Genomic DNA, 23,188 nt, shown 5'->3' on the forward strand with positions numbered 1-23,188 from the left:
AATGCTGGGAAGAACCGCCCGCCGCGGCCCGCTCCGGGAACGCTTAGGCGAACTCGGGCGTACCGGCGGGCATGGTAAATCGGAACTCCGCCCCGCCGCTGGGTGCGCGGCCCACCGTGATCGCGCCGCCGTGCGCCTCGATCAGGCCCTTGACGATGAACAGCCCCAAGCCGGTGCCGCCCCGGCGCCTGCTGCGCCAGAAGCGGCGGAATACGCGCGAAGCGGCCTCGGACGGTATGCCCTTGCCTTCGTCGCGCACCGACACCGCTGCTCCTCCCTCATACGGCTCGATCACTATGGTGACAGTACCAGCGCCGTGCCGCACCGCGTTTTCCACGAGGTTGGACATGATCTGTTCGACCTTGTCGGCGTCGAGCCACATCTCCGGTAGCGGCCCCTGAACCTTCACTCGGAAGCGGTCCTCGGGATCCCCGGCGGCGACGCGCCCGGCGACCACCTTGCGGGCGCGATCGGGCAGGTCGACGACGTGACGTCGCAGCTCCAGGCGGCCGGACTCGATCCGGGAGACGCTGAGCAGCTCGGTGATGAGCCGGGTGACGCGGTCAGCGTCGGCGTTGACCGTCTCCAGCATGAAGATCTTCTGCTTCTCGGTGAGCCGGTCCCATTTGGTGAGCACGGTCGCGGTGAAGCCCTTGACGCTGGTGAGCGGGGAGCGCAGCTCGTGGGCGACCGTGGAGATGAGGTCGGCGCTGCGCCGCTCGTCGCGACTGCGGTGGGCGGCGGACCGCAGGGTGACGACCAGCCGGACCAGGTCGCCGAGGGGACGGTCGCGGACGTAGCGCGCGGCCATGAGGATCTCGCGGCCGTCGTCGAGGAAGAGCAGCCGCTCGGGCTGCCGGTTGCGGATCCCTAGGCCCCCGTAGGGGTCGGTGCACTTCCACCAGTCGCGGCCCTCACCGTCGTGCAGCGGCAGCACGTCGCGGAAGTCGCGGCCCAGTGCCGCGGTCGCGGACACCCCGGAGAGGCGGGCGGCCATGTGGTTGAACGTCGCGACGCGGCCGGTGGCGTCGGCGACGATCAGGCCGTCGGGGAGGTCCTCGGCCGACAGCAGGGGGTCAGCCGCTCCATGCGCGCCGTGAGGTCCCGCGTGACGACGGTCCGTCGAATGGTCGCCATCCACGACCGGCCTCCCCAATGCCCTCATGCGACGCCCTCATGTGACCATCCGCACCGCTGGAACGCGACGCCCTGTAGTCGGCCCTCCCCGGTGACACGTCCGACGACTCCATCGAAGACCATTACCCGCCGGTCACCGTGACTACGCGCCGGATTCCACGCCCGGTCCTCCGACCGCACCGTTCCGAGTCGAGATCCCCGAGCGTAGCGGGAACGACGGGGGCCACAGCAACCCGGCACGGCGGGGAGGTACCGGGGCAAAGCGTTACGCTCCGCAGTCGGAGAAGCGTTCTACCAGGCAGGAAAGCCGGAGTTGGCGGGACGACCCGAATTACGGGTTGTTACGCCTCTGATGCATGAGAACGCATGGACCGGAAACGGTCCCGGAATACCAGCTTGGGCGGGCGGCGTACCGGCACCCAGATGACAGTCCCTCCGTTGATCTCGGAGATACTGGGGTCAAGATCGATCGTGAGACCCCTATATCTCCGAGATCAACGAGAGGGCGAGGCGGAGGCGCGGGCGGCGGCGGAGCGCTGCTCACGCGCCGTGGTGTACAGACAGACCGCGGCGGCGGTCGCCAGGTTCAGGCTCTCGGCCGACCCGAAGATGGGCACGCTGACGGCGGTGTCGGTCAGGGCGACCGTCTCCGCGGGCAGCCCCCAGGCCTCGTTGCCGAAGACCCAGGCGACGCGCTCGTCGAAGGCTCCGGCGTCGGCGGCGGCGTGCAGGTCCCGCGGGCCGGTGCCGTCAGCGGCGAACACGCCGGCACCCAGGGAGCGCAGGTGGTCGATGGCGTCGGCGGTGGGCATACCCACGACCACGGGGAGGTGGAAGAGGCTGCCGGCCGACGCGCGCACGCACTTGCCGTTGTAGGGGTCGACCGACGCGTCGGTGAAGATCACGACGTCGGCGCCGGCCGCGTCAGCCGTGCGCAGCACCGTCCCGGCGTTGCCGGGGTCGCGCACGTGCGACAGGACGACCGCGAGCCGGATATCGCCGACGTCGGCAAGGGGGACGTCCACGAAATCGCAGACGGCGATGACCCCTTGCGGGGTCACCGTCTGCGCGAGCTCCGACATGACCTCCAGGCTCACCCGGTGCACCGGGACGCCGGCGGCGTAGGCGGCGTCGATGAGCTCGCTGTGGCGCTGGACGGCGTCGGCGGTCGCGAACAGCTCCTGGACCCCGCCGGGCGCGGCCAGCGCCTCGCGCACGGCCTGCGGCCCTTCGGCCAGGAACCGCCGCTCACGCTGCCGGAAGGCACGTTTGGCGAGCCGACGAGCCCCCTTGATTCGGGGTGACCGGATACTCGTGAACTCGTGGCTCGCCATGACGTCTCGCTTCTCCTCGTCCGCGGGACTAGGCCGCGGTCGTGGAGGAGGGGGCCGGGATGGCCTTCTTGGCGGTCTCGACCAGGGCGGCGAAGGCCGCCTCGTCGTTGACGGCCAGCTCGGCGAGCATGCGCCGGTCGACCTCGATGCCGGAGGCCTTCAGGCCCTGCATGAACCGGTTGTAGGTCAGGCCGTTGGCCCGGGCACCGGCGTTGATCCGCTGGATCCAGAGCTTGCGGAACTGGCCCTTGCGGTCCTTGCGGTCCCGGTAGGAGTAGGTCATCGAGTGGAGCATCTGCTCCTTGGCCTTGCGGTAAAGGCGCGACCGCTGACCGCGGTAACCGCTGGCGCGCTCGAGGACGACCCGGCGCTTCTTCTTGGCGTTGAGAGCCCGCTTCACGCGTGCCACTGTGACTCCCTCATAGGTTTCCGGTGCGCGCTCACCACGCCACCGGTCGGCCTTATCCGGTGTCGCCGGACGGCCGATGTCGAACGAATGTGCAGGCGGCTCTTAGCCGAGCAGCTTCTTGATCATCTTGGTGTCGGCCTTGGCCAGCGCGACGTCGCCGGTCAGGCGGCGGGTGCGCTTGGTCGGCTTGTGCTCAAGCAGGTGGTTCTTGTTGGCACGGCGGCGCATGATCTTGCCGGAGCCGGTCACCCTGAAGCGCTTGCTGGCTCCGCTGTGCGATTTGTTCTTCGGCATTGTCGCCGTCGTCTCCTACTCACTCGGCACCGCCTCGGATTGGGGTGGTGCTGTCTTGCTTGCACTGGGCACAGGCGAACCCGGCGCACGGCTATCTGCTTGTCCGGCCGGGACACGCGATCATGGAGGACCGCTGTGCCGCCGACCGCGTCCCCAGCCGTGTGCCTCCGGCCGGGTGGTCCGTTGCCGCCGCCCACCCAGGGGGCAGCAGCGGCGACACGGCCTTCACCCTCCCGCCGCCGGATACCTCCAACGGCGGGTGGCACGCTCCGGGTTCGCCCGGGAGGTTGTCAGCCCTCCTGGCCGACCTGCTCCCGCTGCGCCTGCTGGCGGCCCTTGCCGCCACCGGCGGCCGCGCGGGCCTCGGCCTTGTGCTCCGAACGGCGCTTGTGCGGGCCGATCACCATGACCATGTTGCGGCCGTCCTGCTTCGGCTGCGACTCGACCGCGCCGAGGTCCTGGACGTCCTCCGCCAGCCGGGCGAGCAGTCGGCGTCCCAGCTCGGGCCGGGACTGCTCCCGACCGCGGAACATGATCGTCACCTTGACCTTGTCCCCGCCCTTGAGGAACCGCACCACGTGACCCTTCTTGGTCTCGTAGTCGTGCGGGTCGATCTTCGGACGGAGCTTGATCTCCTTGATGATCGTGTTCGACTGGTTCTTGCGCGACTCGCGCGCCTTGACCGCGGACTCGTACTTGTACTTGCCGTAGTCCATCAGCTTGGCGACCGGCGGGCGGGCGGTCGGAGCGACCTCGACAAGATCGAGGTCGGCCTCCTGGGCAAGACGCAGCGCGTCCTGCACCGGGACGATTCCGACCTGCTCGCCATTGGGCCCGACGAGACGGACCTCGGAAACCCGGATGCGGTCATTAATGCGGGGCTCGGCGCTGATGGGACCCCTCCCTAGCTTCGTCGTATTGCTCGTGTCGGGGGTCACCCGGCCCCAGTAGGCCGTGAAAAGCGAAAACCCCGCCAGCGGTCGCAAGCGGGGTAGATCCACCGATGTACGGCGACTGTGGTGAAGCCCGAAAGGACGTGTCCTTCGACGGGCGCCTGTTCACGCGCGTCCGCCGCCCCCCGTTGATCTCGGGTGGCGCCGACGCTACTCGTCGCCGACCGGAACCTGCGTGGGCTCAGGCCCCACAGGTGGGAGGATCAGCCTCCGCTTACGTATCCGGAGCGTCACCGCACCGGATCAGGTCATTTCCAACCCTAGCAAGACTACTACAGGTTTTCGAACGCCCCGGCCGCCGGAACCGTGCTGTACCCCGTCTCACAGAACACCGCCTGGTATGCGGGATATTCCGCATGACCTCCCCCACTACCGGGAGGCGGCCCGACGGCGAAGTTCCGCCTCGCCCGCCGCGCGCATGGCCTCGACCGGGGCCTGCTCCACCCCGGTCATGAGCTCGACCTGGACGGCGGCCTGGTGCAGCAGCATCGGGAACCCGCCGACCACGGTCCTCCCGGCGGCCGGCCCCCCGGTGTCCGTTGGCGCGCCCTCGGCCACCGCCCGCGCGAGTTCGGTCGGCCAGGGGGTGTAGACGACATCGAACAGGGGGGCGCGCCCCGCCGCGACGACCGGGGCCAGGCCATCGGCCGCCCCCGCCGGGAGCGTGGAGACGACGAGGTCGGCATCGACGTGCTTCTCGATCTCGCTCAGCGGCCGCGCATCGATCCGCAGCCCCATCCGCTCCGCGGCCTCCTCGACCCCGGCCGCGCGGGCGGGGTCACGGGCCAGCACGGTGATGGCGCCCGGTGCGCGGGCCCCCAGTCCGCGCAGCGCGGCCACGGCGGAGGCGGCCGTGGCACCGCCGCCGAGCACGGTGGCCGAGCGCACCTCGGCGATCCCCGCCTCCCGCAGCGCCGCCATGATCCCGGCGACATCGGTGTTGTAGGCGTGCACGCGGCCCTCGCGGAACACGAGGGTGTTCGCCCCGCCGACCTCGACGGCGAGGCCGTCGGCCGCGTCCGCCAGCTCCAGCGCCACCTTCTTCAGCGGCATCGTGAGCGACAACCCCGCCCAGGTGGCGTCGCATCCGGCGACGAATCCGGGCAGTCCCGCCTCGTCGCACTCGAAGCGCCCGTAGCTCCACTCGCCCGCCAGGCCGAGCCCGGTATAGGCGGCGGAGTGCAGCACCGGGGAGAGCGAATGCTCGATGGGGGAACCCAGGACGGCCGCGCGCATCAGTTGTTCCTCTGGCTCTCGTTGAACTTCTGCTTGAGCCGCTCGAACTCCGCGTAGGTGTCGGCGAACTCGGTGACGCCGTTCTCCGGGTCGGTGGCCACGAAGTACAGCCAGTCGCCCTTGGCCGGTTGCAGCGCCGCCTTGATGGCGTCCTTGCCCGGCGCGACGAACGGACCAGCTGGCAGGCCCTTGCGCCCGTAGGTGGCGTAGTCGCTGTCCTTCTGCTTGCACTCGGCCACCTGCGCGTTGGTCAGGGCGATGCCGTGCAGGTCGAGCACGTAGAAGCAGGTGCTGTCCATGCCCAGCTCCATGTTCTCGTCGAGCCGGTTGTAGACGACCCGGGAGATTTTGGGCATGTCCGCGACGGACCCGGTCTCGGCCTGGACGATCGAGGCGATGGCCATGATCTCGTTCGGTGTGCGGCCCGCCTTCTTCGCGTTCGCCTCGATATCGACCTTGGGATCCTCCTCCGCCACCGCCTTGTACCGGTCGACCATGCGCTTGAGCACCTTGGGCGCGGTGTCGCTGGGCGAGATCGTGTAGGTGTCGGGGAAGAGGTAGCCCTCCGGCCCCTTCTTGGCGTACGAGGGGAGGCCCAGGGCGTCGGTGTCCGCGTAGGCGGCCTCCAGGTCGTCCTTGGACAGGTCGGTCTCCTTCGCGAGAAGGTCCAGGACCTCCTGGCCCCGCATCCCCTCCTTGAAGGTGACGCGCTCGCCGACGCGGGACTCGGGGTTCAGGAGCAGCGCGACCGCCGCCTCTCCGCTCATCTCCGAGCGGAGCTGGTAGGTGCCCGGCGACAACTTGTTGGCCTGGTCGTCGTTGAGTGCGTTGAGGAACGCGCGCGGGCTGGCTACGACACCGGCGTCCGCCAGGGACTGCGCCACCTGCGATCCGTGCTCGCCCTCGGCGATGACGATCTCGACCTCGCCCTTGCCCTTGCCGCTGTAGTCGGGCGGGAACACGTACGTGCGGGCGCCCCAGGCACCACCGCCCCCGAGCACGACCACGAGAGCCAGCGCCGCCAGCAGCGCGGTCTTCTTCTTCGGGCCGCCGCGGCCCCGGCCCGAACCGCGGGAGGCGCGCCCCGCACGGGCACGCCGACCGCGCCTGCGGGGTCGGGAGTCCTCGTCGTCGTCCGGCAGGTCGGGTGCGTCGTTGTCCAGGCTTCCCTCGGCGGCGAGATCCGCGTCGTCGGCTCGGTCAGCCGAATCGACCCGCGCAGCGGGCGCGGACGACTCCGGCGCCTCGTCAGCGCCGACCGCCTCGAAGCCGCCGGTGGAGTAGGTGGGGTTGGCCGGGTCCTCGTCTTCCTGCGGCGCGGCGCGGCGCCGACGGCGTCGGGAGGGCCGTTCGTCGTCCTCCGGTGCGGCGCGCCGCGAGCGGCGCGGGCGGTCCTGCTCCGGCTCGTCGTCGTCCGGTGCCGGTTTCCGGCCCCGGCGCCTCTTGGCCGCGCCCTTCCGGTCCTCAGGCACGGTGTCAGTGTCAGTGTCGGCGTTTCGTTTCTTCCCGCGACCGCTCTTGCGGCGCACGGGAACGGCGTCGAAGTCGAGGACGCGGGGCGCGACGGGTTCCATGTCGTCGTCCGCGTCGGAGCGAACCTGCTCCAGCCACCCCTCGTCGTCGTTGGGCACGGCGGCATAGCTGCGCCGCCCCGCGGTCTCCTCGCCGCGTGCGCGCCGACCGCGCGGAGCGGGGTCGGTGTCCGCGCGGCGACCGGGGTGGCCGGATGCCGCGTCGTCGGCCACCGCCGGGTGGGCGCCGGTGTCGGCCTCGGCGGCGCGCCGCCTGCGGCGTCCTCGGGGACGGTCGTCAGCACCGGGATCCGGTGCCGGGAGTCCCCGGTGTCGCTTCCCGCGGCCGGGGCCGGACCGGGGGCGCCGGCACGGCGGCGCCCGCCCTGGCCGGGTGCCCCGTCGGCGTCACGGGCGCGCCGGGGCGCGCTCAACGGGTCGGCGTCGGGGTGCCGTAGCCGGGGCGGTACCGACGTCGTCATCGCGCCGGTGGCGTCGGCCGCGTCCGCTCTCACCGGCGCCCGGCTGCTGGATGTGCGGACCCGTCTCGGTGGCTGTGGGAGGGGCGGTCTGCGGGGGTAACCGGTGGGTGCGGGATAGCCGCCGGGCCCACCGTCCTGGTCGGGACCGCGCCGGTGGCGGCGCCCGCGGGACGCTCTGCTCCGGGGTCGAACGGCTGAGGGGAACGGGACCGGCGGGGCCTGGATGGCCGGACGCCGGGTGGGGTGGCCGGAGGTGTCGTGGGGACCGGGCGCGGCGGACCGGGGCGGGGTCTCGCGCGGCAAGGGGTCGGCGAGCGGGTCGGGGGCGGGGTGGCGCTGCGCCCCGGATGTTCCGGGGAGGGGACCGGTCAGCGGATCGGCCGCGTATTCCTGGTCCCGTCGGGCGCGGCGCCCCCGGTAGGGAGGCTGCTCGCCGTACGGCCGCTCGGCGGGCGGCTGGCCGCCCCAGGGATGATCACCGTAGTTGTCGTTGTCGCTCATGCGGGCTCACCGATCACTTCCCCTGGGGGGCGCCCGGTCTGCCGTTCCATGTCGAGCGCGCTCTGCAGCAGTACGGTGGCGGCGGCCTGGTCGATGACCGACCGGCGCGCCTTGCCGCCCTTGGCGCCGCGCTTGCCGTAGGAGGCGCCCGACCGCAGCTGGCCCTGTGCGGTGACCGTGGTCAGTCGCTCATCGACGAGGCGGACCGGAATCGGGGCGAGCTTCGCGGCGAGCGCCTGCGCGAACTGGCGGGCGCCGCGGGCCGCGGGGCCCGCCTGCCCCGACAGCGAGGCGGGGTAGCCGACGATCACCTCGCGTGCCTCGTACTCCAGCACGAGCAGCGCGATTCGGTCCAGGTCACCGCTGCCGCGGGGGATGGTTTCGACGGGGGTGGCCAGCAGGCCGCTCGGGTCGCTGCTCGCGACCCCGATGCGCGCGTTGCCGGGGTCCACCGCGAGACGTACGCCGTGCCTCAACGAGTGGGCTCCCCCTGGTGCGGAGCGGCCGGTGCGGCGACGGCGGTGGCCGAGGCGGTGGTGACCCGAGAATCACACCCGGGGAACACTGCCGAAGGAGCGACCACGGTATGGGTGCGCAGGAATTGAGGAATCAACTCTCGGTTCCTTTCTCCCCCCGCGTGCCTGCGGGCGTATGAGACGGACGGACATAGCCGGTCCGCTCGCACGGGGATGATCGATCGCGGTGGGCGGTCTGGACGCATCCCAACGGGGTGTGCCGATCCCGTTACGACCGACACACCCCATATGAGATCACACCGACTCAGAAATCCTCTGTTCCACCGCGCGCAGGGCCGTGTCGACGGCCGAGGCGTCGGTTCCGCCGCCCTGGGCGACGTCGGGCTTTCCGCCGCCACCGCCACCCAGAACACGGGCCGCGACGCCGACGAGTTCACCGGCCGCCAGGCCGCGCTCCTGTCCGGCCTTGTTCACCGCGACCACGACGACCGGGCGGTCCTTGGGGACGCCCGCCACGGCCACGACCACCGGGCCGTCCTCGCCGAGGCGCCCGCGCACGTCGAGGACGAGCTTGCGCAGGTCATCGCCTGTCACGCCGTCGTCGACCCGGTGCGTCACGACGCGCGCCGCGCCGACCTCGCGCGCGTTGGCCGCCAGGCCGCCGGCGGCCTGCAGGACCTGGGCCGCGCGCAGCTTCTCGATCTCCTTCTCAGCGGCGCGGAGGCGGGCGACCATCGTGTCGATGCGCTGCGGCAGCTCCTCACGCGGCGTCTTGAGCTGGTCGGAGAGCTGGCTGACGAGCATCGACTCCTTGGACAGGCGGCGGAAGGCGTCGATCCCGACGGCGGCCTCGACCCGGCGCACTCCGGACCCCACCGAGGACTCGCCGAGCAGCTTGACGATGCCCAGCTGACCGGTGGCGGGGACGTGCGTGCCGCCGCACAGCTCGCGGGAGTAGTCGCTCATCTCCACGACGCGGACCCGGTCGCCGTACTTCTCGCCGAACATGGCCAGGGCGCCCATGGCCAGCGCCTCGTCCAGCGAGGTCTGGAAGTCGCGCACCTGGATGTCGCCGGAGAGGACGGTGTTGACCTCCTCTTCGACCTCGGCGAGCTCGGTCGGGGTCATCGCCTTGTTGGCGGTGAAGTCGAAGCGCAGCCGTCCCGGCTGGTTCTCCGACCCGGCCTGGCCGGTGCCGGTGCCCAGGGCGTTGCGCAGCGCCGAGTGGATCAGGTGGGTGGCCGAGTGCGAGCGGGAGACGGACGCGCGCCGGTCGCCGTCGATCGCGGCGTGGACGTGGTCGTCCACGGCGAGCTCGCCCGAGCGCACGGTGCCGCGGTGCACGAACAGCCCGGGGACGGGCTTCTGCACGTCGTCGACGTCGACGAGGCCGCGGCCGTCGCTGGCGACGGTGCCCTTGTCGGCGAGCTGGCCGCCGCTTTCGGCGTAGAACGGGGTGCGGTCGAGCACCAGCTCGACGCGGTCGCCCGCGCGGGCCACGGTGACGGGCTGGCCGTCCACGATCAGGCCCAGGACGCGGGACTCGCTCTCGTGGTCGGTGTAGCCGAGGAAGTCGGTCGCGCCGGAGCCGTCGAGCAGCCGGGCGTAGACCCCGATGTCGGCGTTGCCGAGCTTCTTGGACTTCGCGTCGCGCTTGGCGGTGTCCTTCTGCTCCTGCATCAGCGAGCGGAAGGTCCCCTCGTCGACGCTGAGCCCCTGCTCGGCGGCCATCTCCAGGGTCAGGTCGATGGGGAAGCCGTAGGTGTCGTGGAGCTGGAAGGCGTCGGCGCCGGAGAACTGGGTGTGCCCGCCGACCTTGGTGCGCTCCGCGGCGCGGTTGAACAGGGCCGTGCCGGAGCGCAGCGTGTCGGAGAAGTTCTTCTCCTCGGCGTCGATCACGCTGTGGATCGCCTCGGCGTTGGTGCGCAGCTCGGGGTAGAGCTCGCTCATCACCCGGATGGCGGTCGCGGTGAGGTCGTGCATGTAGTGGCGGTCCTCGGCCGCACCGGCGAGCAGCCGCATGTTGCGGATGGAGCGGCGCAGGATGCGGCGGAGCACGTAGCCGCGCTTCTCGTTGCCGGGCTTGACGCCGTCGGCCACGAGCATGGTGGCGGTGCGCACGTGGTCGGCGACGACGCGCAGGCTGACGTCCACATTCTCGTTCTCGCCGTACTTGGTGCCGGAGAGCTCCGCGGCGCGCTTGAGGATGGTGCCCAGCGTGTCGGTCTCGTAGATGTTGTCGACACCCTGCAGGATGGCGGCCATGCGCTCCAGGCCCATGCCGGTGTCGATGTTCTTCTTGGGCAGGTCGCCGAGGATCTCGAAGTCGGTCTTGCTTTCACCGGCACCGCGCTCGAACTGCATGAAGACGAGGTTCCACACCTCGAGGTAGCGGTTCTCGTCGGCGACCGGGCCGCCTTCGACGCCGTAGGCGGGGCCGCGGTCGTAGTAGATCTCCGAGCAGGGGCCGCAGGGGCCGGGCACGCCCATCGACCAGAAGTTGTCCTCCATGCCGCGGCGCTGGATGCGCTCGCTGGGCAGGCCGACCTTGTCGCGCCAGATGGACTCGGCCTCGTCGTCGTCGAAGAAGACGGTGACCCACAGCCGCTCGGGGTCGAGGCCGAAGCCGCCCTGCTCGACGGGGTCGGTGAGCAGCTTCCAGGCGAAGGGGATGACCTCGGCCTTGAAGTAGTCACCGAAGGAGAAGTTGCCCAGCATCTGGAAGAAGGACGCGTGCCGCGAGGTCTTGCCCACCTCGTCGATGTCAACGGTGCGCACGCACTTCTGTGCGCTGGCGGCGCGGGTGTAGGGGGCCGTCCGCTGGCCGAGGAAATACGGCTTGAACGGGACCATGCCTGCGTTCACCAGCAGCAGCGTGGGGTCCTCGGCGACGAGACTTGCCGAGGGGACCACGGTGTGCCCGTTGTTCTCGAAGAAAGTGAGGAAGCGGCGAGCGATTTCTGCCGTCTCCATCAGCGGCCGTCCTTCAGGTAGGGGGCGTCGGTTGCGCCATGCGATTCGTTTGCTCTTCCAGGCGGGAGCGCGGGGCGGCCGGGCGATATTCCCTTTCCGCTGTGCTCGCCGCGTTGCCCGTCACCATAGAGGCGCCGCAGCTCGGCCTCGCGGTGTTCCATGGCGTCCAGGACGTCCTCGTTGAACTCGCGGAGGGCGGCGCGGTGATCTGCTACGTGGCCCTCAACGCGGTCGGCGATACCGCCCGGGCTCCACGCACGTACCGTGCGGTTGAGCCTGTGCACAACATACCCGCCGATGGCCGCGCCCGCGACAAGATAAAAGAGACGCCCGATCATCGGCGTTCCTTCCTGCGACGACTTCGTACCAGGGCCACGGCCCGGCGCTGACCGACCACCCGGCGGACGGCGTAGGAGAAGGACGCCAGCTTCACCAGCGGCCCGGTGAACACCGAGCGCGTCAGGGCGGTCATGGTGGAGACGTCCTCGGTGGTGTTTGCGACGTTGGCGGTGATCTCCTCGACGCGGTCGAGGGACGTACCGGTGCGCTCCACGGTGGAGGCGACGTCGTCCAGCAGGGGCCGGGCGCGTTCGCCGAGGTCCGACACGACCTTGGTCATCTCCGACAACAGCCGTGTGAGCTTGACGAGGGTCACGCAGAGGAACGCGACCAGAACCGTCCACACCACGGCGGCGATGAGGGCGGCCAGCTCTCCTCCGGTCAGCATGAGGGCTCCGTTTGACGATCGGGGTCGTTCGGTCTCCGGGCAGGACGTGGCGGGGAATGGCCCCGCACCGCTCCCGGCACCGTGGCGTGCGCACGGTGCCCGTGCGCCCCGGAGTCTCAGCGACCCAGGCGGCTGCTCTTGGGTGGGGGCCGGAAGATCCGAATAGGGCAGACCCTATCGCGTCCCATGCGGCGGTTATCCGCTTCCCCGCTGCGTGCCCCGAAAGAGGGGCCCAGCGGAGAGAGACATCCGCGACATCGGTCGCGGAACGCGGCACGCACGGCCGCCGGCACCCGCCATCGGCCGGAACGCCTGCGGATTCCTCCGCTATCGGACGCCGTCCGGACATCGACGAACGCGGGCAGATGGCGGAGAATCTGAGCAGAGCACGCGATTTGGCTACGATTGCGCCGCCGGACTCCCATCCCCCCGGGGCACGACGGATAGAACGACAGGACCCCCATGAGCCGACGCTCTCAGCGCGAGATCTCCGTTCTGGTACCAGCGAACCTCCTTCCCCTCACCCGCGGTGAACCCCGCCGGTTGGGCCCCTACCTGGTGATCGGCAGAATCGGCTCGGGCGGCACCGGGAGCGTCTACGCGGCGGTCAACCCCGCGGTCACCGACGACCCCCTCGTCGCCGTCAAAGCGCTGACCTCGCCCCACCTCAAGGACGACGCCACCCGCGAGCTGCTGCACCGGCGCCTGGAGGCGCTGTCGCACGTCGACGGCCGCTGCTACGTCCCGCCGATCGCCTTCGACGCCTTCGCGTCGCCACCGTGGCTGGCCATGGGATACGTGTCGGGAATCCCACTGGCCCAGTACGTCCGCAGACGCGGCGGGCTGGGGCCGGGGCGGATCGTCGCACTTGCGGCCGGCCTGGCGGAGGGCATCGCCGCCCTGCACACCGCGAATGTCGCGCACGGCGACCTCAAGCCCAGCAACGTCCTGCTCGGAACGGGCGGGCCGCGCATCCTCGACTGCGCGCTGCCCGGAGACGACGAGCACCTGCGCTCGTCCGCGGCCACCTGGCTGAGCCCCGAGCGGCACGCGGGCGAACCGCCCGGCCCGGCCGCCGACGTCTTCGCCTGGGGCGGCGTGATGACCTTCGCCGCGACCGGGCGGCTCCCCTTCGGGCTGGCCGAGCCACACATCGTGGCCGCGCGTGTGGCCAACGAGCAGCCGGACCTGACCGGTGTTCCCGCCTCCCTGCTGCCGCTGGTCAGCCGTGCCCTGGCCAAGGACCCGGCCGAGCGGCCCACGGTCCGCGAGCTCATCGGCGGCTCGATCGCCGCGTGGGAGCAGACCGAGACGCACGCGGAGGAGGACGAGCGCCCGGTTCCCGGGACGGCGGTCACCCGCGTGCTGACCCGGGAGTGGCAGGGCGTCATCGAGCCCGCGCGGCTGCCGCGGGTGATCACCCTCTACGAGGGTCCGGACCTGCGGATCCGCAAGACCGTATTCGCGGCAGTGGGCGCGGCCCTGGCGCTGGCCGTCATCGGCGGGGGCGCGTGGGCGGCCTACGGCGCGCTGGGCGGGGGCGGTCGGCAGGAGGCCGCCCCGGCGACCGCCTCGCCCTCGCCGGCGAAGGAGAAGGGCACCACGGTGGTGAAGTTCGACCCCACCCTGCAGGAGAACCCGGACGACGGCCCGTGGGTCTATGTCGAGGTCGAGCACGAGGAGGAATTCGAGGGCGACGCCGGGTTCCTGACGCAGCGGGACTGGGCGGCGATGTGGGACGAGACGACGAGCGAGCGGCTGACGGCCGTCATCGACCCCGAGGCAGAGGTGCGGTGCGCCCGGTTCTGCCAGCCCGGGCCGGGCCATATCGAGGACGGCCGCGGTACCTACGAGATGACCGGCCAGGAGTTCATCGACTACCTGGGGTGGGGCGACCTCGTCATCGCCGAGGTGAAGTTCGCCGAGGAGCGGGACGAGGACGGACAGCGGCGGATCGTCGAGATCACCGAGCTGTTCCCGCAGCCTCTGGAGTGACCGCGGTCAGCGGCGCCCGATGTCGCACGCGGCTCACTGCCCGCGCAGCACCTGACGCAGCCGCTGCAGGATCTCGCCGAAACGGCGCTCGGCGCCGTGTGAGGTGGGGGTGTAGTACTCGCGGTCGGCGACGGCGTCGGGGGCGTGCTGCTGGGGCGCGACGCCGCCGGGGTAGTCATGGGCGTACTTGTAGCCCTTTCCGTGGCCGAGCTCCTTGGCCCCCTTGTAGTGGCCGTCGCGCAGGTGCGGGGGGACCGGCCCGCCCAGTCCCTTGCGCACATCGCCCATGGCAGCGTTGATCGCGCCGATGACGGCGTTGGACTTGGGCGCCAGCGAGATGTGGATGACGGCCTGGGCCAGGTTGATCCGTGCCTCGGGCAGGCCGATGAGGTCCACCGCCTGGGCGGCGGCGACCGCCACCTGCAGGGCGGTGGGGTCGGCCATGCCGACGTCCTCGCTCGCGTGGACGACGAGGCGCCGCGCGATGAAGCGCGGGTCCTCCCCCGCCTCGATCATCCGGGCCAGGTAGTGCAGGGCCGCGTCCGGGTCGCTGCCGCGCATGCTCTTGATGAACGCGCTGATGACGTCGTAGTGCTGGTCGCCGGAGCGGTCGTAGCGGACGGCATGGCGGTCGACCGCGCGCTCGACGTCGTCGACCGTGATCTCCGAGCGCTCCCCGGCGACCAGCGCGGCCGCCTCGAGGTAGGTCAGCGAGCGCCGCGCGTCGCCGCCCGCGAGGCGCACCACATGCTCGGTCGCCTCCTCGGTGAGGGCGTAGCGGCCCGTGAGACCGCGCTCGTCGGTGAGGGCGCGCTCCAGGAGCGACCGGATGTCGTCGTCGCCCAGCGATTCGAGGGTGAGCAGGAGCGAGCGGGACAGCAGCGGGCTCACTACGGAGAAGAACGGGTTCTCGGTGGTCGCGCCGATGAAGCTCACCCACCGGTTCTCCACGGCGGGCAGCAGCGCGTCCTGCTGGGTCTTGTTGAACCGGTGCACCTCGTCGACGAAGAGCAGGGTGCGGGTGCCGCGCATGCCCATCTGGCGCCGGGCGTCGTCGATGACGGCGCGGACGTCCTTCACCCCGGCGGTCACGGCGGACAGCTCGACGAACCGGCGGTTGGTCACCCTGCTGACGACGGAGGCGAGTGTGGTCTTCCCGGTGCCGGGAGGCCCCCACAGGAACAGCGACATGGGGGCGTCGTCCTCGACGAGCCGACGCAGTGGGCTGCCGTCCCCCAGCAGGTGCCGCTGCCCCGCGACCTCGTCGAGGGTCCGCGGACGCATCCGCACGGCGAGGGGCTCCTGGCTGCGCTGCGCTTCGGCGCCAGCGTCGTCGAACAGTGTTTCGGACACGTGGTCCAGCCTAATAGCGCTGCGGAGCTCCCCGTTGCGCGTCCTCATTGCCGGATCCGTGCATGCGGATGGCGAGGATCGCGATGTCGTCGCCGCGTCCCGCCGGGACCAGCTCGGTCAGGGCGGTGGCGATGGACTGGACGCCCTGGTCGTGGCGGTCGCGGACGATCGTGCCGACCTGCTGCAGGCCGGCGTCCATGGTGAACTCGGAGCTTTCCAGCAGCCCGTCGGAGCACATGAGCAGGCTCTCGCCGGGCCGCAGGCGCCGGGTGGAGACGGGGTACTTGGCGTCGGCGTCGACGCCCACGGGCGGGCCGGTCTCCGGCTCCCACAGTTCGAAGGCCTCCGAGGTGCCGACCACGGCCGGAGGCTGGCCGGCCCAGGCGGCCTGCATTTCGCCGCTGTCGAGGTCGAGGACGAGGTAGCCGCAGGTGGCGAAGACGATCTCGCCGGTCTCGCCGAGGAGGCGGTTGGTTTCGGCCAGTACGGTTCCGGGGTCGCCCTGGTTGGTGGCGTAGGCCCGGAACGCCACGCGGATCTGCCCCATGGCGGCCGCGGCCTCCACTCCGTGGCCCTGGACGTCGCCGACGACGAGGCCGACCTTGCTGTCGGGGAGCTGGATGACGTCGTAGAAGTCGCCGCAGACGCGCCACCCGGCGCGGGCGGGCAGGTAGCGGACGGCGATGTCGAGGGCGTCGAAGCCGGGGATCAGGGGCGGGAGCATGCGCCGCTGCATGGCGTCGGCCAGTTCCAGCTCGGCCTGCTGGCGGCTGACGCGCTGCAGGGCCTGGCCGGCCAGCCCGGCGAGGGTCAGCATGAGGGCGCGCTCGTCGGGGGTGGCGTGGTGCGGCTGGTTCCAGGCGACCTGCCAGACGCCGAGGGCGACCCTGCGGTCGCCGAAGATGGGGACCGTGGCCCAGGACTGCGCGCTGGTGTGGTGCAGGATCTCGGCGGCGGCGGGGAAGCGTTCGAGCGCCTCGGCCCGGCTCTCGAAGAAGCGCGGTTGCCGGTCCTGGACGACCGCGCCCATGGGGTAGGCGGTGTCGGCGGCGTCGCGGCCGTCGATCATGGCGATGGCGTCGGTCTTGCGGATCGACGCGGGGGACGCGCGGAGCACACCGTCGACGACGAGCATGACGTGTGCGGTGGTTCCGCCGAAGATCGGCACGAACTCCTCGGTGAGGAGGCCGGTGACCTCGTCGATGGTGGTGGCCGAGACAAGTTTCGCCGCCAGTTCGGTGACTTGGCGCCCTTGCGCGGCCTCGATTCTGCGCCGGTCGGCGAGGCGGCGGACCAGCTGCACGTGCTCGGTGACGTCGTCGATGATGCCGATCAGCCGGGGCTGGTCCCCGTCGACGAAGCGGGCGCGGGCGTGCAGCGCGTGCTCGTCGCCGGACTGGTCGAACATGCGGAAGCGCTGCTCGTAGTCGCGGCCCTGGTGGGAGGCCTCCAGTGCGTCGCGGACGCGGGCGATGTCGTCGCGGTGGACCTGGGCCAGGCAGTCCTCGAGGTCGCGGGCGTCGCCGGCCAGCATGCGGCCCAGGGGTGAGGGGCCGAAGAGCTCGCTGAGCCGCCCCGTCCGCAGGTCGAGGGTCCACAGGACGGCGCCGGAGTTCTCGGTGCGCAGCTCGGTGAGGATGCGCAGGGTCTCTTCGTCGGGCAGCGGTTCGCGGAAGAGGATCGCCGCACAGGAGGGGCCGCGGCGGGCGCCGTCACCGTTGTCGGCGTCGCTGGGTCTGGCGGAGGGGATCGCGTTGACGGCCTCGGCCGGGTCGGCCGCGCCGGTGCCGTTGCTGGTGTCCGGCTCGGCGGCGCTGGCGGCCTCGGGCAGTGTGCGGAGTTCGACGACCATCCGCAGGGGCTCGTTGCCGGGGACGGTCAGCCGCAGGATCCGGGATCCGCCGCCGCCAGCGGCGGACATCCCGGCACGGTGCAGGTCCCAGCCGGTGCCGCGGTCGCTTTCGGCCAGGAGCTCGGGCCAGAATCGGCCGCGCAGCGAGGACGGCGCTCGGTCCGCGAGGGCGCCGAACGCCTCGTTCGCCTCCAGGATGTGTCCCCCGCTGTCGGCGACGAGCATGGCGATCGGGGCATGCCGGAACGCCATGCCGACGTGATCTCCCAGCGTGGCCGGGTCAACGCCGGGCACTGCGGAGGAACCGGCGAAGCCACCGGTTGAGCCGGTTGTGCCGTTCACGTAATCGATCATCCCTGTGTCGTCCCGGAGGTCTCTACCCGCGCCCGTGCACGCTCTCCCCAGAGACATCCGATTCGGCTTAGTTTAGCGACAGGACCGCCGGTCCGGGCAGGTGGAGAGCGCCTCCCACATTGCGCCCGCGGTGCGTCGATTCCCTCTCCGACCGTGCAGGACATTTTATCCCGACTGTACGAAAATCAGTCATAAGGGAAAAACCCCATCGAATCAACACTTGGCGGAGGGGGCATTTTTCCGTAATCGTTACTACGGCGTGACCGCTTCCCCAGTGGCCCCGCATTGAGCAGGACCCAGGTTACGCCACAGAGCCGCCGATCATGACCCCGCACCCCGCGGGTCCCAACGAGAGATCGCGCGATTGGCGCCGATTCCCAACGGTCCCGGCCGCACCACGCACTTCGCCCCTGAAACATGCCGCAACCGGACAGCTTGCACCAAGCTTTAAGAAGGTACAAGCCTCTACAATTCACCCATGTGCGAATCAACGCCCCGCCCCCAGGGAATCTGTCGAGCGCACCTGATCGTCCGCAACTGGACCTGCCGCCTGTGCAGCTATAGCAACCCCGATAGTGAGACCATCTGCTGCCTGCAATGCGGCGCGGCAAAGAAGTAAATCCCGCACCACCCCCTCATCCGCCCCCACTGTACGCCTCTGCGCATGGCCGGACAGGGACTCCAGACGATACTTCCCCGCCTTATGGCCCAATGGCCCAGGAATTCTCGTTCCGCACCGGCAGCGCTCACGCCGTCAGCCACGCCGCGCGACCGATGTCCGGCATCGGGCGACGCGATTCCCCGCTACTCCGCTCAACTCCCTCCCCCCAGAACAGCACCAGGGGCGTGCGTCGCGACGCACGCCCCTGGTGGTGATCTCGCCGGTGGACCCGCCGTCTCGGCGGTATCCGTGCTCTCGGTCTACGCGCTCGTCCCCGGCTTCTCCGCCTTCTCGGCCTTCTCGCCCTTGCCCGCCTCCGGGTCCGCGTCGATTCCGGCCTCGCGCCGCTGGAAGACGGTGATCGGCGTCGGCGCACCCGTCAGGGGGTCGCCGCCCGACGCGGTCTTCGGGAACGCGATGACATCGCGGATGGACTCGCTGTGCGTCAGCAGCGCGATGATCCGGTCCCAACCGAAGGCGATACCGCCGTGCGGCGGCGGGCCGAACTTGAACGCCTCAAGCAGGAAGCCGAACTTCGCCTCGGCCTCGGCCTTGCTGATCCCCAGCACGTCGAAGACCCGCTGCTGGACCTCGCCGCGGTGGATACGGATCGAGCCGCCGCCGATCTCCGAGCCGTTGCACACCATGTCGTAGGCGTAGGCCAGGGCGTTGCCCGGGTCCTTGTGGAAGGTGTCGGCCCACTCGGGCTTCGGACCGGTGAACGGGTGGTGCACCGAGGTCCAGCCGCTGTCGCCGTCCTCCTCGAACATCGGGGCGTCGACGATCCACAGGAAGGACCACTGCGACTCGTCGATGAGACCGAGCCGGTGCCCGATCTCCAGGCGAGCGGCGCCCAGCAGCTCCTGGGAGGGGCGGCGCTCCCCGGCCGCGAAGAAGACCGCGTCGCCCGACGTCGCACCGACGGCGTCGACCAGACCGGCGCGCTCCTCCTCCGAGAGGTTCTTGGCGACCGGGCCGCCGAGCGTGCCGTCCTCCTGGACCAGCACGTAGGCCAGGCCCTTGGCGCCGCGCGCCTTGGCCCACTCCTGCCACCCGTCGAGCTCCTTGCGGGTCTGGGTGGCGCCGCCGGGCATCACCACGGCGCCCACATAGGGCGCCTGGAAGACGCGGAACGGCGTGTGGGTGAAGAACTCGGTGAGCTCGGTGAGCTCCTGGCCGAAGCGCAGGTCGGGCTTGTCCGAGCCGAAGCGGTCCATGGCCTCGAGGAACGGCATGCGCGGCAGCGGCAGGGGGACCTCGTACCCCAGCACCTCGCTCCACAGGCGCGCGATCAGCTCCTCGCCCACCTGGATGACGTCGTCCTGGTCGACGAAGCTCATCTCGATGTCGATCTGGGTGAACTCCGGCTGCCGGTCGGCCCGGAAGTCCTCGTCGCGGAAGCAGCGGGCGATCTGGTAGTAGCGCTCCATCCCGCCGACCATCAGCAGCTGCTTGAACAGCTGCGGCGACTGCGGAAGCGCGTACCAGTGGCCGGGCTGCAGGCGGACGGGGACCAGGAAGTCGCGCGCGCCCTCGGGCGTCGACCGGGTCAGGTTCGGCGTCTCGATGTTGACGAACCCGTGCTTGCGCATGACGTCGTGCACCGCATAGGTGGCCGTGGAGCGCGTGCGCAGCGCAGCGGCCCGTTCCGGACGCCGGATGTCCAGGTAGCGGTAGTGGAGCCGGGCCTCCTCCGAGATGTCCTGCGAGCCGTCCAGCGGGAACGGCAGCGGGGCGGCCTCGCTCAGCACCTCGATCTCGTTGGCGACGACCTCGATCGCGCCCGTGGGGATGTCGGGGTTCTCGTTGCCTTCCGGGCGGACGCGAACCTTGCCGGTCACCTTGATGCAGTACTCGGCACGCAGGTCGTGGGCGAGGTCGTCCTCGCGCACCACGACCTGCACCACACCGGAGGCTTCGCGCAGGTCGAGGAAGACCACGCCGCCGTGGTCGCGGCGGCGCGCCACCCACCCGGCAAGGACGACGGTCTCGTCAGCATGCTCGGCGCGCAGGGCACCGGCGTCATGCGTGCGGATCAACGGGGTTCTCCTTCAACGTTCTCAAGTATCTACTCATCTTGCCTGACGTGCGCGAAGTGCCGGTCCATCGCAGCGGGCGCGGTGATCACACCGATCACGGCGACCGGCCCCGGTGGCGGCCCCGGCCAGGACGGTCCGGGCCGCCGCATCGGACCGATCGCACGCACCACGGTGACCGTTGTCATCGTGTGTCATCGAGGCGATCGCGGACCTGCGACAACAGCCGGCGCCGCCACCCCGGTCCGCGCGGACGCACCGGGCTAGCGGCCGGTGATATCTCGCAGGAACGGGTTGGTGGCGCGCTCGCGGCCGATGGTGGTCTGCGGACCGTGGCCGGGAAGCACCGCGGTGTCCTCGGGGTGGTTCGCGCAGACCTGGTCCAGGCTGTGCAGGATCTCCCCGTGGTCGCCGCCGGGGAAGTCGGTGCGGCCGATCGAGCCGGCGAACAGCAGGTCGCCGGTGAACAGGACGCCGGGGTGGTCGTCGGCGCCCGGAAGGGCGAAGGCCACCGAACCGGGCGTGTGGCCGGGGACGTGCTCGACGCCGATGCGGAGCCCGGCGTACTCCAGCGTCTCGCCGCCCGCCAGCTCCACCAGGTCGTCGGGTTCGCCCGGCGTGGCGTCGCCGAGCAGGCCCGACAGCTGCGCGGCCAGGGCGGCGTCGAGCCCCTTGCCGGGGTCGGTGAGCAGCGCGCGGTCGGCGGAGTGGATGTGGACGGGAACGCCGTAGGCCGCGCCCACCTGCGCCGCCGACCACACGTGATCGAAGTGGCCGTGGGTGAGCAGGACCGCCTCGGGACGCAGGCCGTGCTCGTCCAGCATCTTCTTCAGGCCACTGGCGGCGTCCTGCCCGGGATCGATGACCACGCACCCCGCGTCCTTGGCCGGGGCGGCCACGTAGCAGTTCGCGGCGAGCGGACCGGCGGGGAAGGCGGCGATGAGCACGGCGGGGCTGTCCTCGATTCACTGTCTGCGTGTGCGGATCCCGCGGCCCGCGCGTCGATGGCGGCAAAATGGCGGCAAGGTCGCGTGGATGGGCGGGGAGACGGCGGCCCGGCGGCCGTGTCTCTCCCCTGAGGGTACCGAGGACGGGCGGACGGAGCGACCGGGTATCCGACCGGTGCGGAGCGCCGCCGTGAGCCGGTGGACCTCTGCCGGATCTCCGGGAGGTACCGCTTCATCACCATTCGATCACCGCGCGCCACTTGGCCCTTTGCCAAACGGCCCGACGATGCCATATTGGTCGTCGTCATATCGGCCAGCGTCCCTGAACGAGGTGTCCGGGACGGGCCGACATCCCGGCGCTGCGACCACTGCGTTCCACGCCCCCGGTCGACCCCGCTGAGATGCGATAACAGTAGTCAGACGACGTCGATATCCGACAGTGTGTACGGATATTGTGCATATGCATCGTCGTGTCAGTCCCCGTCGACCGGAGTGCACAACCGGACGCCGGGACCTTCAGGATGTAGGCTGCCGCGACAAACACGACCTGGCGCCGCCGCGTCAGGCACATCACAGCTGGAGGACACGGTGACCACGGACCCCTGGGGCCGCGTAGACGACGACGGCACGGTCTACGTGCGCACGAGCGAGGGCGAACGTGTCGTTGGTTCGTGGCAGGCCGGTGCGCCCGAGGAGGCCCTCGCGTTCTTCCGCCGCAAGTACGAGGCCCTGGTGACCGAGGTCGACCTGCTGGAGAACCGGCTCCGCACCACCGACCTCTCGGCGTCCCAGGCCCTGTCCAGCGTGGAGAAGCTGCGCACCGCCGTGCGGGAGGCCCACGCCGTCGGCGATCTCGACGCGCTGACGCGCAGGCTGGACGTGCTGACCGAGCGCGCTGAGGAGCGCAAGGTCGAGCAGAAGCACGCCCAGGAGGCGGCCCGCAACGAGGCGCGCGACATCAAGGAGCGCATCGTCGCCGAGGCGGAGCGCGTGGCCGCGGAGACCACGCACTGGAAGACCGGCGGCGAGCGGATGCGCCAGCTCATCGACGAGTGGAAGGCCGCGCCCCGCGCCGACCGCCCGACCGAGCAGGCGCTGTGGAAGCGCATGTCGGCGGCGCGCAACGCCTTCTCCAAGCGCCGCAAGGCCTACTTCGCCGGGCTGGACCAGCAGCGCGAGCAGATCCGCCAGGACAAGGAGCAGATCGTCGCCGAGGCCGAGGCGCTGGCCGACTCCACCGACTGGGGCCCCACGGCCGGGCGCTACCGCGACCTGATGCAGCAGTGGAAGTCCGCCGGCCGCGCCGACCGCGCCAGCGAGGACAAGCTGTGGGCACGGTTCAAGGCCGCCCAGGACACGTTCTTCCAGGCGCGCAACGCCGTCTTCGCCGAGCGCGACGCCGAGCTCCAAGTCAATGCCGAGGCCAAGGAGAAGATCCTCGAGGAGGCCCGCCAGGAGATCTCCACGATCTCCGACCCGCGCGAGGCCCGCGCCCGGCTCCGCGCCTTCCAGGAGGCCTGGGAGGAGACGGGGCCGCTGCCCCGCGACGCCCGCGACCGCCTGGAGGGGGCCTTCCGCAAGATCGAGGAGGGCGTCCGCAAGGCCGAGGAGAAGGAGTGGGACCGCACCAACCCCGAGGCTCGCGCCCGCGCCGAAGCCACCATCGCCCAGCTGCGCGACTCCATCGGTGAGCTGGAGACCAAGCTGGAGAAGGCCCGTGCCAGCGGCAACGACCGCAAGATCCGCGAGGTCGAGGACGCCCTGACGGCCCGCCGCTCCTGGCTGGCCGAGGCCGAGAAGACCCTGGAAGAGATGAGCTGAGCCGCCAGGCTCCGCGCGCTCCGCGCGGCCCGGTCCCGTCAGCGGGACCGGGCCGTGTCATGTCCGAATGCCCGCTCCGACCGCACCGCGGTGCCTTCGGATCGGGGGTGCGCGAGAGCGCGGAGCCGTCCCGAAC

At 71.0% G+C, this 23,188-nt stretch carries 17 protein-coding genes; 2 read left to right on the plus strand and 15 right to left on the minus strand.

Annotation, left to right across the window (positions count from 1 at the left end):
• Window positions 1-43: 43 nt before the first annotated feature.
• The 11 genes from CDO52_RS19175 to CDO52_RS19225 all read right to left on the minus strand — a co-directional run bounded on the left by CDO52_RS19175 (window position 44) and on the right by CDO52_RS19225 (window position 12,033).
• On the minus strand, window positions 44-1,165 hold the full coding sequence (locus CDO52_RS19175; protein ID WP_033300516.1) for a sensor histidine kinase: 1,122 nt from the start codon (window positions 1,163-1,165) through the stop codon (window positions 44-46).
• A 466-nt stretch (window positions 1,166-1,631) separates the two neighbouring features.
• Window positions 1,632-2,471 (minus strand): TrmH family RNA methyltransferase, encoded by an 840-nt coding sequence (locus CDO52_RS19180; protein WP_017619156.1) that lies wholly within the window; start codon window positions 2,469-2,471, stop codon window positions 1,632-1,634.
• Window positions 2,472-2,499: 28 nt separating this feature from the next.
• On the minus strand, window positions 2,500-2,880 hold the full coding sequence (rplT, locus tag CDO52_RS19185; RefSeq protein WP_017619157.1) for a 50S ribosomal protein L20: 381 nt from the start codon (window positions 2,878-2,880) through the stop codon (window positions 2,500-2,502).
• Window positions 2,881-2,982: 102 nt separating this feature from the next.
• On the minus strand, window positions 2,983-3,174 hold the full coding sequence (gene rpmI / locus CDO52_RS19190) for a 50S ribosomal protein L35 (protein WP_017619158.1): 192 nt from the start codon (window positions 3,172-3,174) through the stop codon (window positions 2,983-2,985).
• 290 nt (window positions 3,175-3,464) lie between these two features.
• Window positions 3,465-4,112 (minus strand): translation initiation factor IF-3, encoded by a 648-nt coding sequence (gene infC / locus CDO52_RS19195; RefSeq protein WP_033300525.1) that lies wholly within the window; start codon window positions 4,110-4,112, stop codon window positions 3,465-3,467.
• Between the two features lie 384 nt (window positions 4,113-4,496).
• Window positions 4,497-5,363, minus strand: coding sequence for a shikimate dehydrogenase (locus CDO52_RS19200; protein ID WP_017619160.1), 867 nt, complete (start codon window positions 5,361-5,363; stop codon window positions 4,497-4,499).
• Window positions 5,363-7,108 (minus strand): endolytic transglycosylase MltG, encoded by a 1,746-nt coding sequence (gene mltG / locus CDO52_RS19205; RefSeq protein ID WP_094932589.1) that lies wholly within the window; start codon window positions 7,106-7,108, stop codon window positions 5,363-5,365. Before mltG ends, CDO52_RS19200 begins: the two co-directional genes overlap by 1 nt.
• 745 nt (window positions 7,109-7,853) lie before the next feature.
• Window positions 7,854-8,333 (minus strand): Holliday junction resolvase RuvX, encoded by a 480-nt coding sequence (ruvX, locus tag CDO52_RS19210; protein ID WP_094932590.1) that lies wholly within the window; start codon window positions 8,331-8,333, stop codon window positions 7,854-7,856.
• Between the two features lie 294 nt (window positions 8,334-8,627).
• Window positions 8,628-11,306 carry an alanine--tRNA ligase gene (alaS, locus tag CDO52_RS19215; protein ID WP_017619164.1) on the minus strand — a complete coding sequence of 893 codons (2,679 nt, stop codon included), beginning with the start codon at window positions 11,304-11,306 and terminating at the stop codon, window positions 8,628-8,630.
• On the minus strand, window positions 11,306-11,644 hold the full coding sequence (locus CDO52_RS19220; protein WP_017619165.1) for a hypothetical protein: 339 nt from the start codon (window positions 11,642-11,644) through the stop codon (window positions 11,306-11,308). Before CDO52_RS19220 ends, alaS begins: the two co-directional genes overlap by 1 nt.
• Window positions 11,641-12,033, minus strand: coding sequence for a DUF948 domain-containing protein (locus CDO52_RS19225; protein ID WP_017619166.1), 393 nt, complete (start codon window positions 12,031-12,033; stop codon window positions 11,641-11,643). Before CDO52_RS19225 ends, CDO52_RS19220 begins: the two co-directional genes overlap by 4 nt.
• 462 nt (window positions 12,034-12,495) lie before the next feature.
• On the opposite strand from CDO52_RS19225, the gene CDO52_RS19230 reads away from it, so the two are divergent.
• Window positions 12,496-14,028 carry a serine/threonine-protein kinase gene (locus CDO52_RS19230; protein WP_017619167.1) on the plus strand — a complete coding sequence of 511 codons (1,533 nt, stop codon included), beginning with the start codon at window positions 12,496-12,498 and terminating at the stop codon, window positions 14,026-14,028.
• A gap of 33 nt (window positions 14,029-14,061) precedes the next feature.
• Here the strand turns inward: CDO52_RS19230 and CDO52_RS19235 are convergent, their stop codons facing one another.
• The 4 genes from CDO52_RS19235 to CDO52_RS19250 all read right to left on the minus strand — a co-directional run bounded on the left by CDO52_RS19235 (window position 14,062) and on the right by CDO52_RS19250 (window position 21,231).
• Complete coding sequence (locus CDO52_RS19235) at window positions 14,062-15,381, minus strand: replication-associated recombination protein A (RefSeq protein WP_017619168.1); 1,320 nt, start codon at window positions 15,379-15,381, stop codon at window positions 14,062-14,064.
• Between the two features lie 10 nt (window positions 15,382-15,391).
• Window positions 15,392-17,587, minus strand: coding sequence for a SpoIIE family protein phosphatase (locus tag CDO52_RS19240; protein WP_017619169.1), 2,196 nt, complete (start codon window positions 17,585-17,587; stop codon window positions 15,392-15,394).
• Window positions 17,588-18,508: 921 nt separating this feature from the next.
• Window positions 18,509-20,287: an aspartate--tRNA ligase gene (aspS, locus tag CDO52_RS19245; protein WP_094932591.1), complete on the minus strand. Its 1,779-nt coding sequence runs from the start codon at window positions 20,285-20,287 to the stop codon at window positions 18,509-18,511.
• Between the two features lie 260 nt (window positions 20,288-20,547).
• Window positions 20,548-21,231: an MBL fold metallo-hydrolase gene (locus tag CDO52_RS19250; RefSeq protein WP_017619171.1), complete on the minus strand. Its 684-nt coding sequence runs from the start codon at window positions 21,229-21,231 to the stop codon at window positions 20,548-20,550.
• 588 nt (window positions 21,232-21,819) lie between these two features.
• On the opposite strand from CDO52_RS19250, the gene CDO52_RS19255 reads away from it, so the two are divergent.
• A complete protein-coding gene (locus tag CDO52_RS19255; protein ID WP_017619172.1) occupies window positions 21,820-23,052 on the plus strand; it encodes a DUF349 domain-containing protein in 1,233 nt (410 codons plus the stop codon).
• Window positions 23,053-23,188 lie beyond the last annotated feature (136 nt).

The sequence above is a fragment of the Nocardiopsis gilva YIM 90087 genome (assembly GCF_002263495.1).
GTDB lineage: Bacteria > Actinomycetota > Actinomycetes > Streptosporangiales > Streptosporangiaceae > Nocardiopsis_C > Nocardiopsis_C gilva.

What these genes read in the sequence shown, in the direction of transcription:
- CDO52_RS19175 (WP_033300516.1), bottom strand. Translation starts at nt 1,165, where the DNA reads ATGAGGGCATTGGGGAGGCCGGTCGTGGATGGCGACCATTCGACGGAC.
- CDO52_RS19180 (WP_017619156.1), bottom strand. Translation starts at nt 2,471, where the DNA reads ATGGCGAGCCACGAGTTCACGAGTATCCGGTCACCCCGAATCAAGGGG.
- rpmI (WP_017619158.1), bottom strand. Translation starts at nt 3,174, where the DNA reads ATGCCGAAGAACAAATCGCACAGCGGAGCCAGCAAGCGCTTCAGGGTG.
- CDO52_RS19200 (WP_017619160.1), bottom strand. Translation starts at nt 5,363, where the DNA reads ATGCGCGCGGCCGTCCTGGGTTCCCCCATCGAGCATTCGCTCTCCCCG.
- alaS (WP_017619164.1), bottom strand. Translation starts at nt 11,306, where the DNA reads ATGGAGACGGCAGAAATCGCTCGCCGCTTCCTCACTTTCTTCGAGAAC.
- CDO52_RS19220 (WP_017619165.1), bottom strand. Translation starts at nt 11,644, where the DNA reads ATGATCGGGCGTCTCTTTTATCTTGTCGCGGGCGCGGCCATCGGCGGG.
- CDO52_RS19225 (WP_017619166.1), bottom strand. Translation starts at nt 12,033, where the DNA reads ATGCTGACCGGAGGAGAGCTGGCCGCCCTCATCGCCGCCGTGGTGTGG.
- CDO52_RS19230 (WP_017619167.1), top strand. Translation starts at nt 12,496, where the DNA reads ATGAGCCGACGCTCTCAGCGCGAGATCTCCGTTCTGGTACCAGCGAAC.
- CDO52_RS19240 (WP_017619169.1), bottom strand. Translation starts at nt 17,587, where the DNA reads ATGATCGATTACGTGAACGGCACAACCGGCTCAACCGGTGGCTTCGCC.